Source organism: Maribacter thermophilus, from assembly GCF_001020565.1.
Lineage (GTDB): Bacteria > Bacteroidota > Bacteroidia > Flavobacteriales > Flavobacteriaceae > Maribacter > Maribacter thermophilus.
This window is the reverse complement of sequence record NZ_LDAS01000001.1, coordinates 3,414,022-3,427,682: the sequence shown is the minus strand read 5'-3', so window position 1 is coordinate 3,427,682 and position 13,661 is coordinate 3,414,022. Positions and strand designations below refer to the sequence as shown.

The window sequence follows — 13,661 nt, the reverse complement described above, 5'->3', positions numbered from 1 at the left end:
GATGATTGATGTTTTATTCTGACCGCAAACTTTTTACGGGATTCACTGTTGCCGCTTTTATACTTTGATAACTAACCGTTACTATAGCCACGACAATGGCCAACAAGGCCGCGACTACGAAAATTTCCCATCCAATATCTATTCGATATGAGAAGTCTTCGAGCCATTTGTTCATGATAAACCAACCTATAGGCAATGAAACCAAAATGGATACTCCTACCAATTTTAGAAAATCTACTGTAAGCCGGTATGAAATTTGACTTACAGTAGCTCCCAATACTTTTCTAACGCCGATTTCTTTAGTACGCTTCTCGGCATTAAAGGCAGCTAATCCAAATAATCCCAAACAAGCAATGAAAATGGAAAGAAGAGTAAAAATGAAAAATATCTGACCCAGCTTCTGCTCAGCCTCGTAGGTTGTATTAAAGGCATCGTCCATAAAACGATAATCAAATGGTTGACCAAGAGCCATCTCATTCCACTTATTTTCTATCTCGGCAATGGTACTGGCATAATTTCCACCACTTATTCTTACCGCCATATTTTCTGCGGTATTATCCAGATACATCCCCAATGCCCCAATATTTTCGCGTAACGATTTAAAATGAAAATTCTTTACCACCCCAATAATGGTATAATACCTAGGGTTTTCAATTTCTATTTCTTCGGTGACCCTTACACCCAAAGCTTCGGCTGCCGTTAGGTTTAATATGGGCAACGTAGCCTCGTTGATAATCATGGCGGTTGAATCGGAAGCATATTGTTTATTGAAATCTCGCCCGGCAACAATATCCATCTGCAGGGTCTTTAAATAATCTGTATCTACCGCCCACTCCTGCATTTGTATGGCGTTTTCCTGATCTTTGGCCCCTTCTTGAAAAAAGGAACTGTCGGAACGCCAAGAAGGGGTTGGATAGTAGTTACTTAAGGTAACGCTCTCCACATTGCCCATTTTAAGAATCTCTTCTTTAAATGCGTTGGATTTAGTACCCAATGGACCAATTTCATTGATCAATAATACTTGGTCTTTTGTAAAACCTAAATCTTTGCTCTGTATATAATTAAGTTGTTGAAATACCACCAAAGTACTCACGATGAGAAGTACCGAAATCGAAAATTGAAAAATCACCAAAGCATTACGTACCCGGCCACTACCTACACTTTCGGCTCCTGCACCCTTTAGGGTTTCTACTGGCATAAATCTTGACATAAAAAAAGCGGGATAGCTTCCAGAAAACAGTCCTAGCACCAATGTTGCTGCCAATAAGGCCAGCCAGAACAATGGTTGTGAATACGGAATCGAAATTGATTTTCCGGTAAAATCGTTAAAAAACGGCAATGCGATCAAAGTCAATACCAATGCCGCGACCAAAGAAACAAAAGCTATTAATCCGGATTCTGTTAAAAATTGGAAAATCAAGTTTCTTTTATTAGACCCCAAGGTTTTGCGCACCCCAACTTCTTTGGCTCTTTTAAGGGAGTGGGCGGTAGATAGGTTCATAAAATTAACGCTTGCCAGAATTATCAAAAACAACCCGATAAAAGAAAGAATATATATGTTTTGAATACTGCTGGTCGCACTCATTTCATTATTTCTATTGGAATGTAAATGAATATCGGTCAAGGGCATGGTATGGTACCGAATATAATTACCGGAAGCTTCGAAAGTTTCTGCCGTCATCCCCGGAAAATACTTTTGGGCCCATGGCAGCATATACCTTTCCAACATACTTTGTAAGGGTTCCTTAAAATCCTCCGCAGATACTCCCGGTATTAATTTTATGAACGTAAAATAGTTGTTGCTACCCCATAGTTCCTCTCTTGAGGCAACATTACCCGCCATTGCCAAAAAGACACTGTAATCATTAAAATAAGAGTTCTTTGGCATATCATCCACAACCCCTGTAACCGTATAAACATCCGAATTGTCCAAGAGTAAATCTTCGCCGACAATATCTATAGAACCAAAATGTTTCTCTGCTGCAGATTTGGTCAACACCAATGAGTTTGTACCCGTTAATGCAGTTTTTGGGTTACCTGCCAATAAATCGATTCCAAAAAATTCGAAAAATGTGGAGTCGGCATAGGTTACATATGTTTCTTTAGCAGCTTTGTCGCCACCCACTTTTTTTACGTACATGCCCCCGATAGTTCTAAAACGAACCGTAGATTCTACCTGTGAAAAATCTCTTTTTAATGTCGCCGCCATTGGCGGTGCGGTTTCTGCCGCTTTTGTTTCCGCTCCTCCAAACTTAATATCCGTATCTATTCTGTAAATACGGTCTGCATCCGCGAACATTTTATCATAACTAAACTCGTCGTAGATATACAACGATACAATTAATGCCCCAGCCATACCAATAGCAAGTCCAAAAGTATTTAGGAACGTAAAAAAGGCTTGTTTCTTTAAACTCCTCCAGGCTATTTTCAAATAATTTTTAAACATGGTTCTCGATTTTTGATTGATGTTTTATTCTGAGCGCAAACTTTCTACAGGGTTTACCCTAGCTGCATTAATGGCCTGAAAACTAATGGTCAACAAAGCTATTATTATGGCAATGGCCCCAGCTATCACAAATGCCCATGCATTTATGGAAATGCGATAGGCATAGCCCTCCAACCAATTTTGCATAAGCAACCATGCAATAGGAATGGCAATGAGAATGGCCAGAAGCACCAATCGCATAAAATCTTTGGACAGTAAGCCTACAATGCCCGTAATACTAGACCCCAGTACCTTACGCACCCCGATCTCCTTTCTCCGTTGGTCTGCAGTAAATGCCGACAGCCCAAACAACCCCAAACAGGAAATGAGAATGGCCAGCAAGGCGAAAATTTGAGAAAGGCTTCCTATCAGTTTCTCGCTCTTAAACTTGGCATCGTACGCATCGTCCACAAATTCATACTCAAAAGGAAATGCAGGATTGAACTTTTTCAATGATGCCTCCATAGCGGCCAATGCAGATGCCGTTGCGCTACCCGATTTGGCCTTCACATACATAAAACGGGCTTCGCTTGGGTCGTTAAAAAATATGACAGGGTCACTAGATCCGTACATATCATCGTATAAATAATCTTTCACCACCCCGATTACGGGATAATCTTCTTCCACCGTTTTGCCAATGGCACTGCCACTCCCCATCAATTTGGCAAAAGATTCGCTTACAATGATGTTGGTGCTATCCTGGGCGGGATTTTCACTAAACCCTCTTCCTTCAATAATTTCCATTCCTGCGGTATTGAAAAAACCCGATGTAATATTCCTGACCGAAACCAGCACGCTCTCGGTATCTACACCGCCTTGCCATTCCAACCCCGATGTATTGTTACCCCCGGAAAGGATGTCCGAATTATTTAACCCGATGCTCTCTATCAATCCCGATGCCTTCATATCCTCTTCGATCGGAACGTAATTTTTGATCATATCCCCGGTTACGGGTATTTTAACCAGGTTTTCCTTGTTATAACCCAAATCGCGCCCCTTTACGTGCTGTACCTGTTGATAGACGATAATGGTACTGATGATAAACACGATGGAAACCACAAATTGCGCGGCTACCAAGCCTTTTCTAATGAACGCGGCACTTCCTTTTGTTCTACGTGCCCCTTTTAGCACCTCTACCGGCTTAAAAGAGGACAAATAAAAAGCGGGATACCATCCTGCAACAATGCCACAGACCAAGGTGACGCCCACCAAGGTCAACAGATGGACAGGATCGGACAAACTTAATTCCAGATTTTTATCAATGAGCAAATTGAACTGGGGCACCAATAATTTTAGCAGCAGTACGCTCACGAAGGCCGACAATACCGCGGTTATTACAGCTTCTACCATAAATTGGGAAATCAAGCCCTTTCTTCCCGATCCCAATACTTTTCGCACGCCAACTTCATTGGCCCGTTTTTCGCTACGGGCAGTAGCCAAGTTCATAAAGTTGATACAGGCGATCAATAAAATAATGATCGCAATTAGACTGAACAGCCTAACGTATGTAATTTGGCCACCTACATTTTTTCCTCCTTCAAAAGTTGACCTTAAATGCCAATCTTTCATGGGAAACAAAAAGGCAACAGTTTCATCGTCTTCTGTTTTCTCGGGAAGTATTTGCTTCACTCTCTGATTAACAACATCGAAATTTGCTTCAGGGGAAAGTTCCACGAAAGTATCGGAAAAATTGGCCCCATACTCCTTCATCCATTCTTTACCGGCTGCAAATCGTTCAAAAGGAGCCACCCAATCAAAACTGTAGGTCACGTTGTTCGGCAAGTCTTCGAACACCCCTGAAATGGTATAATTGGCTTCATTATTAATTTTAACTATTTTACCAATAGCTGATGTGTTTTCACCAAATAATTGTTGGGCGGTTTCTTGTGAAACGACAATGGCATCTACCTCTTTGAAAGCGGTTTCCAAGTTGCCTTCCACAAAGGTTAGACTGAACATGCTTAAAAAATCAGGGTCTGCAAACCTTCCATTCTTATTGATCGATATTTCATTTGCCCTAAATAAAAGGTCTTCTCCTTTTGTTCTGGCGGCACCTACAATACCGGGAACTTCCTCTTTCAAAACCTCGGCCAACGGACCGGGAGTAGCTTGAAAAAATGTTCTCCACTCGCCATCGTACTGCTGATTGGTGGGAACGTAATACACCACATCCTGTTTGTCAAAATTCTTGTCATACCCTACTTCATCCTCTACCCAGAGCAAGATCATGGCGGCACACGTAATACCGATAGCCAGGCCAAAAATATTTAGCATGCTGTAACCCTTATTTTTCCATAGGTTCCGCCAAGCTATTTTGATATTGTTTTTTAACATGGTTCTCCGTTTTTTGATTGATTTTTTTATTCCGTTCTCAAGCTTTTGGCGGGATTGGTCAACGCTGCCCGTACAGACTGAAAACTTACCGTTATCAGCGCAATCCCCAGAGCTATGATTCCTGCAATGGCAAATACCCACCATTGAATATCAATTCTATAAGCGAAACCTTGCAGCCAATTTTCCATAAAAAAGTAGGCCACCGGAAAACCGATCATCAGTGCGATCAAGACCAGTTTTGCAAAATCTTTGGAAAGCATTTGATTGATCTTGGCCACCGATGCGCCAAGAACTTTTCTAATCCCAATTTCCTTTTTGCGTTGTTCCGCGGTATAAGCTGCTAGCCCGAAAAGCCCCAGCGCTGCGACAAAAACAGCCAAAAGACAAAACACAATGCTTATTTGTCCTGCTCTTTTCTCTCGGGCATATAATGTCTCTAAACTTTGATCTAAAAATGTGTAATTGAAATCAATATCCGGTGCTACTTTATTAAATGCCGTTTTTAAATTGTTTACCGTGTTTACCAGGTTAACAGAATTAAAACGGACCAGCATAAATGATTTTCCTTCGGTCGGTGCATTATGAAAGGCATAGGCCCCAATGGGTTGGTGAAGGGATTCGTAATTAAAATTATCCACGACCCCAACAATAGTATACATATTCCCCATATAAACTTCCTTGCCGATGGCCTCCTCAGGGGTATATCCTAAATAATCTATTGCCTTTTTGTTAAGGAGAACCTCAACCAAAGTATCGTTTTTTGCTTTGTTCTCTGGAAGACCGGAACCTGCCAAAAGTTTCAGTTTTAGTGCATCAATTATACCTGCATCGGTAACGTTGGTCTGAATATTCAAGCCTTGTTCTTCCGAATTGTTTTTTCTTAGGGAACGGCCGCTGACATCCATGCTTGGATATCCCTGTACCATGGATATAGCAGTAACTTCAGAGAAATTCTTAAGTTCTTGTGTTAATGCATCCCTATTTTCATTACCTCTTAAGCCCCCTATTGAAATGGCCATTACATTGTCCGCAACAAAACCGAGATCTTTGTTCTGAATATAGTCCGTTTGTTGGTAAATTACCATTACCCCTACGATCAAAGCGGTAGAAGCTGCAAACTGCATCACTACCAATCCTTTTCTGATCAAAATATTACCCATACCTCGCTTAAGGGACGGGGATAATATCTCTTTGGGCAAAAACCTAGAAAGATATAACGAAGGGTACAGACCAGAGAACAATGTAGTAATTAACCATACAACAATGGTAACTATTAAAAAAGTAGGGGTCAGCAGAAGGTCTAGGCCAAGGTTTTGGTTGGTTAAACCATTAAAACTGGGAAGCAGCAGTATCGTGAAAACTATACCCAATAAAATCGAAATAGCGGCAATAAGGCCTGTTTCCATATAAAATCTGCCAACCAGAGATTTTGAGGTCGCCCCGAGTGTTTTGCTAATGCCTACCTCTTTAGACCGTTTTTGTGAACGAGCGGTAGTAAGGTTCATATAGTTGATGCATGCGATCAAAAGAATCAAAATGGCCAAATAGGTCAAATTGCGTACTTCGTTGATATCGCCAATACGCGAAGTATAGGAGTTTCCATAAGAAGCGGAATATAGATGTACCTTTTCCAACGGTTGTAACGCAAATGAAAACCATCTGCTATCTGCATCGACATTTGCCTCAAATACTTTGTTTAGTTGCTCTTGGGCTGCCTGAGATGATACATTTTGCTTTAACAAACAATAGGTCTCAAAGCTGGCATTGGACCACGATCTGCGATCATAAAACCAAGACCCGTTGCTAGAAGCCAACATATCTGCATCGAGGGTGCTATTTTCTGGAAAATCTTTGTACACCCCGGTAACTTCCAACTCATTATCATTATCCACTAAAATGGTCTTGCCTATAGGGTTTTCACCATTAAAATAGGTCTGGGCCGCTTTTTCCGATAGAATAACGGTGCCCGGTCTGTCCAAAACAGTTGCTCCATCTCCACGGATCAATGCAATATCGAATATGGAAACTAATTCCCTGTCGGTCCAATAAAGCATATCTTCGGTATAATTCTGGTTGTTGATCCGTAAAGAAGCGGGTCTACCAAAATTATGTTTTAACAACCTCGCAGCACTTTCTACATGGGTAACTTCTTCCTTCATAGCCAAACTGGTAATCGGGGGTACGGTGGCCCATGTATCAAAACCAAAATCACCATTGGTTTTAATTATAGCCCTGTGAATACGATCTTTTTTCGGGAACATAGAATCGAAGCTCCGTTCGTGGGAAATAAACAAAAACAACAACATTACGATGGTGAGCCCAATAGAAAGCCCAACAATATTAATGATAGAAAACAGTCTGTTGAACCTAAGGTTCCTCCAAGCAATTTTAATATAGTTTCTGAACATGGCCTTCGTTTTTTGATTGATTCCCTAAAACAATTTATCCGTGATTAAAGGATAAGTTTGGTTGGTTTGGTCTGGTTTTGGTTGGTTATTTGTTGATTAATGAATAAACTCCCCCTACATCATGGCCCCTATGGCCCTGTTCTGACTTTCGGTAACGATCTGACCATCGAATAGGTTTACTACTCTATGGGCATAGTGAGAATCCCTATCGGAGTGTGTTACCATTACAATGGTAGTACCTTCTTGGTTCAGTTCTGTTAACAGGTTCATTACCTCGATTCCGTTCTTGGAATCCAGGTTACCCGTAGGCTCATCGGCCAATATTAGTTTTGGGTTTGTAACCACTGCCCTTGAGATGGCCACACGTTGCTGTTGCCCACCCGACAACTGTTGTGGAAAGTGCTTCTCTCTATGGGCGATCTTCATTCGCTCCAACACCTTCATCACCTTTTCTTTTCGCTCTGCTTTACCCATTTTCAAATAGATAAGCGGCAGCTCCACATTTTCGTAGACCGTAAGCTCATCGATCAGGTTAAAGCTTTGAAAGACGAACCCTAGGTTTCCCTTTCTCAACTGTGTGCGTTGGCTTTCTTTTAGACCCCCGACTTCATGTCCGGCAAAGTTGTAACTACCTTCTGTTGGGTTGTCGAGCATACCAATAATATTCAGTAAGGTGGATTTACCACACCCGGACGGCCCCATAATGGCCACAAATTCACCATCTTCCACTTTAAGGTTCACATTGTTCAAGGCCAAGGTCTCCACCTCTTCCGTTCGAAAGCTCTTTTTTAAATTTTGGATCGTTATCATCTTGTTCTGTTTGATTTTAATGGGTTGATATAATGACACCTAAATAAGCTAGATGTGACACTTTTATGTTATTTTAATACAATTCTTTCCGCTTCGCCAAAACTATCATAGTTGCTCGTAATCACCTTTTCACCAGCATCAAGGCCCTCGAGCACCTCATAGTACCTAGAGTTCTGTTTTCCGATTCGGATCGGTCTTTTTAAGGCCTCTCCACCATCGGCACCTACTACAAAGATCCATTGACCGCCCGTACTCTGGAAAAAACTTCCCTTTGGCACCAGCAAGGCATCGTTAGATTCGCCCAGCTGCAGTTTTATATTGTAACTCTGCCCTGTACGTATGGTTTCGGGTTTGTTTTCTGTAAAGACAAGATCTACGCGAAACCTTCCGCTACGTACTTCGGGGTATACCTTTCTGACCCGCAAGGCATATTCCTTTCCATTACGTTCCAAAACGGCACTTAAGTCGCGTTTTACCCGGTCTATATAATGTTCGTCTATATCGGCTTCAATTTTGTAATCGGTCAGCACGTTGATCTGCCCTATTCGCTGGCCTTGCGATATACTCTGGCCTATTTCGGCATCAAGATAGCCCAATTGCCCGTCGGCAGGTGCCCGCACATTTAAATGATCCAGACGCTGGTACACCATACCGAGTGTTTTTTGCATACGCGCCAAATCGGTATCCAAGCCTTTTAAGGATGTTTCGCGCAGCTCATCATCGTTTTCGGTCTGCTTCTTTATTATTTCGTACTGCTTTTTCGAAAGCTCGTAATCTTCCTTTGATTTTAAATAGACTTCCCTCGATATGAGCTCATCATCATAAAGCGCTTGGTTTTGCTCAAAGTTCCTTTTTAATCGCTGAAGGTCCGTACTGGCCGTAGCCAAAGAACGACGCCCTTCCACTTGGCGCGAATCGAAGGTCAATTTTGTGGACCGTAGATCGTTCTGCTTCAATGCCAAGTTACTTTCACTGGCCAATATTTGCTCGTAAAGGTTCATATTCTCCAATTTTAGGATGATGTCCCCTTTCTTTACCATAGCGCCTTCCTCTATCAACTTCTCGGTAACACGCCCCCCTTCGTAAGCATCCATATAAATGGTGGTAATAGGTGCCACATTACCGTTGATGGTTATGTAGTCGTCAAATTTGCCGTGGGTCACCTCGGCGATCGAAAGTTTGTCTTTCTCTGTTCTAAAGGTAGCCACCGAACTGGCGAACAACAGCTGATAGCCCACAAAAAGCACCAACAACCCTATTGCTATATACCCATAATGTTTGGGACGTAACCCTTTTTTCTTTTCTAATTGTATATCCATCGTATCTATTGATCTATCTCTAATTTATGTTAAACACAGGAAGTCCTCTATAAAAGTCCAAGGTGCTTTTATTGATTTCCGCTTTAAGTCGTACTTGTAAATTCTCGTTCTGGGCACTGGCGAACAAATTTTTCGCCGTAAACAGCTCCAAGGCGCTGACCAAGCCTTTTTCGTATCGTTTTTGCGCAATGGTAAAGGCCAAGTTTTGCGCCTCTACCTTTTTATCGCTCTGTGCCAATTCTACCAATAGCGAATTGTAATCCTGTACCAATTGCCGAATGGTCTGAAAAAGCACTTGCTCTTGGGTCTTTAAATTATTTTCCGCTCTAAGCTTCTCTATCTTAGCCTGTTTTATGTTAGACCATGCCGACCCACCATTACTTATGGGAACACTAAGGCTAACACCTATATATTGCGAAGTGTTGTCCCTAAACTGCTCCCTAAAGGGCAATGTTTTACCTAGGGAATCGCGTGTGGTCTCGAAGTATCCGGTACCTACACCGGCAAAAAGGGATAGGGAGGGATAAAGCTTACCTCGTGATACGGCCAACTGTTTTTTGGCTGCTTTGGCCCTAAGTTCCTGCGCCTTTATCAACGGAAGAAAATCCCTGGCCTCGTTATACACCGAATCCGATTTTATTGCCTCATTATCAAAATCAAACGAAACATCCTCCAACGATTCTTGAATATCGATGTCGGAGGTATTCTCTAGGTTCATTTCTTGAATCAAGGTCAACTTGGCGGTCGCCAACTGATTTTTGCTCTGGGTAAGGTTCAGCTCATCGGTCAACAATAAAGATTCTGCCTCATATAGGTCGGCCCCTGCCTTTAGCCCCAACTCTATCTGTTTTTTCACCAACTCATAATTCGACTTCGAAACGGCCAACTGCTCTTGGGAAATAGCCACCAAACCCTCAAAAAACTGAATATCATAAAAGGCCTGCATTACCCTAAAGGCCAAAAGAAACTTCTGCTGCAATACCTCTTCTTGGGTAGCCTTGTATAAAAACTTCGATGCCTTTATCGAATTTATTTTTTGAAAGCCCTGAAACAGGTCTATCGAAGATTCCAACGAATAGTTATTGGTGAAAAAATCGGTGGTCACAATATCATTGGTAAAGGGATCGGTACTACGCCCAAAATTGATATAGTAATTAGAAGACCCATTGATGGTTGGCAACAGGTTACGAATAGATTGTGCGTAGGTTTCTTTATTGGATAGATTGGTGTACTCATAATCGTTGAGCTGTAAATTGTTTTGCAGCGCATAAGTAACACATGCATCCAGTGTCCATTTTTCCTGGGCGCTAAGACCGGCCCCCAGGACAAGCAGAAAAAAGAGCGATATTTTAATTTTTTGATTCATACGTAAACATTGGTATGCCAAACTATTTACTATTAATGTGCCATAAATACATATTATTGATTTACAGATAGTTACAAAATAACATTTATTACACCCCTGATACAACTGTAAAATACTTGTACAGATATTGTAAAAATATTTGACACATGTAAAATCGTGTTACTTTCTATTTGTAGCTTTATCTACAACACTTGATAATTACCTCATATCATGAACGATGCGAAAATTTTAGTTATAGATGACAATAAAAGTGTACTGAGCGCTTTAGAGATTCTTTTACAGTTCGAATATAAAAGTGTACAAACAATCTCTAACCCGAACCAGATAACATCGTTTCCCGATTTTTTGAACATAGATATTATTCTGTTGGACATGAATTTTTCGGCCGGGGTAAACACAGGAAATGAAGGATTGTATTGGTTACGGGAAATAAAAAAAAGAGCGCCCCATATCTCTGTTATAATGATGACAGCCTATGGTGCTATAGATTTAGCCGTAGAGGCTCTTAAGGAAGGAGCCTCAGATTTCATCTTAAAACCGTGGAACAATGAACGATTGCTAACCACCGTAAAAGCCGCCTATGAGCTTAGAAAAACAAAAAAAGAGGTTACCCAATTAAAAGAAAAACAAAACAACCTGAAACAGGTAATCAACCAAAACAAGAATTACATCATAGGTAACTCAAAAGCTTTAAATTCGGTGCTAAACCTTGTTCAAAAAGTGGCCAAAACAGATGTAAATGTATTGGTTACAGGGGAAAACGGTACCGGAAAAGAATTGATCGCTAGGGAGCTCCACAGATTATCGATCAGAAAGAACGAGGTTTTTATATCGGTAGATATGGGCTCTATTTCAGAAAACCTGTTCGAAAGTGAACTTTTCGGACATGTAAAAGGGTCTTTTACAGATGCGAAGGAAGACCGCGCAGGAAAATTCGAGGCCGCCAATGGCGGAACACTTTTTTTGGACGAGATAGGAAACCTGTCATTACAGATGCAAGCAAAACTGCTGTCTGCCATACAAAACAGGGTGATTGTACGGGTGGGCTCCAACAAACCCATACTTATAAACATCAGATTAATATGCGCAACGAATTGTAACTTGGACAAAATGGTGGCGGACGGACTTTTTAGGGAAGATCTATTATATCGCATCAATACCATTCGTGTAGAAGTGCCACCACTCAGGGAAAGGGACAACGATATACTGGTCTTGGCAGATTTTTATTTAAAAAAGTTTGTCAATAAATATGGAAAACAAGGTTTAAAAATGAACCAAGCGGCCCAAGAAAAACTAATGTCGTACAGTTGGCCCGGAAATGTAAGGGAGCTATTGCACACCATAGAGCGAGCGGTAATACTTTGTGAAGGGAATGTTTTAAAGCCCACCGACTTTCTTTTAGAAGTAAAAAATTCTGTTTCCGTAGAAAACGGGCCAAGTACATTGGAAGAGATGGAACTGATGATGATTACCAACGCCCTAAATCAGCATAATGGTAATTATAGCGCGGCAGCGGAACAATTGGGGGTTTCTAGGCAAACCTTATATAACAAGTTAAAAAAGTTAGAAAAATAATGGTAAGCCGTAACATTTATTTACAGTTGGTTTTTCGCATTGTGCTCATGGTATTGACCATTGTGGCTTCCACCTACTTTTTCTTTAAGGGGCAATACATTGTCTGTGCCATTGGTATACTGATCATAATTGCGCAAACTTCTGCCCTGATCAGCCATGTGAACCAGACCAATAGAAAAATAGCCTATTTTTTCGATGCCATTAAAAATGAAGATTTTACGTTGCGCTTTCCAGAAAAATTAAGCGTAAAATCTTTGGAGGAATTAAATCATAGCCTCAATATGCTCAATAGCATGATCCAAGATATCCATCTAAAAAAGCAGGCCCAAGAGCAGTACTACCAAGAAATATTAAAGCAAGCGGATATCGGTATTTTCACTATAAACGACAAAGGACATATTCTTTTTGCCAATCCGACGGTACAGCACTTATTGAATTATAGGCCCCTTAACCATATAAAACAATTAATTCAGGTAGATCAAGAGCTATACAACCTTTTTAAAGACCTGCAACCTTTTGACAATACCATTTACCAATTAGGAAATGAAAGAGGAAAGAGAGACCTAAGTTTAAAATGTACTCCCATTACTATTGAGGAAGAAAAATTATTGTTAGTGGTGGTACATGACATCCATAAAGAACTAGATCAAAAAGAAACAGATTCGTGGGTAAAATTGATACGGGTATTAACCCATGAGATCATGAATACGATTACCCCTATCACTTCCATTTCAGAATCCATTCTTAGATATTACAAAAAGGGAAACGTGTTATTAGCACCTTCAGATTTTGGAGAAGACCAAATTAAAAACACCGTAAAAGGCCTGGAGGTCATAAAAGACCAAGGATCCGACCTTATGAGTTTTGTAAAATCTTACCGTACCTTCTTAAGTGTTCCGGAACCGGACAAAGAACTGATTCCTGCCCACAAACTACTTGAAAGGGTGAAACTGTTACTTCTAGAACAAACCGACCCCGAAAACCTAAAAATCGAAATTTTGGTTGCTCCAGAAGATTTGGAACTCTATGTGGATCAAAAACAAATATCGCAAGTGCTCTTAAACCTTGGAAAAAATGCAAAACAATCTTTAGAAGGGCAAGAAAACGGAACCATCAGGCTTATTGCTGGTATTAATGAAATGAACAAGAAATTTATTCAGGTCTACGATAACGGAGCTGGTATACCTCAAGAATTGATAAACGAAATCTTTGTTCCGTTCTTTACCACCAAAAACACAGGTACGGGTATTGGGCTAAGCTTGTCTAAACAGATCATGAGACTGCACGGAGGAAATATTCATGTAATATCAGAAAAAAACACCGTGTTTACACTTACTTTTGAGTAGTAAGCACCTATAAGAAAG

The 13,661-nt window shown here is 40.8% G+C and carries 8 protein-coding genes; 2 read left to right on the top strand and 6 right to left on the bottom strand.

The genetic code is table 11. The features are described 5' to 3' along the window. Nucleotides 1-13 precede the first annotated feature (13 nt). The 6 genes from AB657_RS14875 to AB657_RS14850 form a co-directional block, all read right to left on the bottom strand. On the bottom strand, nt 14-2,446 hold the full coding sequence (locus AB657_RS14875) for an ABC transporter permease (RefSeq protein ID WP_047247213.1): 2,433 nt from the start codon (nt 2,444-2,446) through the stop codon (nt 14-16). A gap of 24 nt (nt 2,447-2,470) precedes the next feature. Further along, the gene (locus tag AB657_RS14870; RefSeq protein WP_047247212.1) at nt 2,471-4,819 is read right to left on the bottom strand and encodes an ABC transporter permease; all 2,349 of its coding nucleotides are present in this window, start codon (nt 4,817-4,819) and stop codon (nt 2,471-2,473) included. A gap of 26 nt (nt 4,820-4,845) precedes the next feature. After that, complete coding sequence (locus tag AB657_RS14865; RefSeq protein ID WP_047247211.1) at nt 4,846-7,227, bottom strand: ABC transporter permease; 2,382 nt, start codon at nt 7,225-7,227, stop codon at nt 4,846-4,848. A 114-nt stretch (nt 7,228-7,341) separates the two neighbouring features. Beyond that, nucleotides 7,342-8,037 (bottom strand): ABC transporter ATP-binding protein, encoded by a 696-nt coding sequence (locus AB657_RS14860; RefSeq protein ID WP_047247210.1) that lies wholly within the window; start codon nt 8,035-8,037, stop codon nt 7,342-7,344. Between the two features lie 68 nt (nt 8,038-8,105). After that, a complete protein-coding gene (locus AB657_RS14855) occupies nt 8,106-9,356 on the bottom strand; it encodes an efflux RND transporter periplasmic adaptor subunit (protein ID WP_047247209.1) in 1,251 nt (416 codons plus the stop codon). Between the two features lie 19 nt (nt 9,357-9,375). Next, the gene (locus tag AB657_RS14850) at nt 9,376-10,722 is read right to left on the bottom strand and encodes a TolC family protein (RefSeq protein ID WP_047247208.1); all 1,347 of its coding nucleotides are present in this window, start codon (nt 10,720-10,722) and stop codon (nt 9,376-9,378) included. 210 nt (nt 10,723-10,932) lie between these two features. Here AB657_RS14850 and AB657_RS14845 point away from each other — a divergent pair, with 210 nt between their 5' ends. Further along, nucleotides 10,933-12,297, top strand: coding sequence for a sigma-54-dependent transcriptional regulator (locus AB657_RS14845; RefSeq protein WP_047247207.1), 1,365 nt, complete (start codon nt 10,933-10,935; stop codon nt 12,295-12,297). Next, nucleotides 12,297-13,643, top strand: coding sequence for a sensor histidine kinase (locus AB657_RS14840; RefSeq protein WP_047247206.1), 1,347 nt, complete (start codon nt 12,297-12,299; stop codon nt 13,641-13,643). The genes AB657_RS14845 and AB657_RS14840 overlap by 1 nt, the downstream gene beginning before the upstream one ends. The last annotated feature ends 18 nt before the right edge of the window (nt 13,644-13,661 follow it).

Coding starts and splice junctions, on each gene's coding strand:
- AB657_RS14845 (WP_047247207.1), top strand. CDS start 10,933: ATGAACGATGCGAAAATTTTAGTTATAGATGACAATAAAAGTGTACTG.
- AB657_RS14855 (WP_047247209.1), bottom strand. CDS start 9,356: ATGGATATACAATTAGAAAAGAAAAAAGGGTTACGTCCCAAACATTAT.
- AB657_RS14875 (WP_047247213.1), bottom strand. CDS start 2,446: ATGTTTAAAAATTATTTGAAAATAGCCTGGAGGAGTTTAAAGAAACAA.
- AB657_RS14860 (WP_047247210.1), bottom strand. CDS start 8,037: ATGATAACGATCCAAAATTTAAAAAAGAGCTTTCGAACGGAAGAGGTG.
- AB657_RS14870 (WP_047247212.1), bottom strand. CDS start 4,819: ATGTTAAAAAACAATATCAAAATAGCTTGGCGGAACCTATGGAAAAAT.
- AB657_RS14850 (WP_047247208.1), bottom strand. CDS start 10,722: ATGAATCAAAAAATTAAAATATCGCTCTTTTTTCTGCTTGTCCTGGGG.
- AB657_RS14840 (WP_047247206.1), top strand. CDS start 12,297: ATGGTAAGCCGTAACATTTATTTACAGTTGGTTTTTCGCATTGTGCTC.
- AB657_RS14865 (WP_047247211.1), bottom strand. CDS start 7,227: ATGTTCAGAAACTATATTAAAATTGCTTGGAGGAACCTTAGGTTCAAC.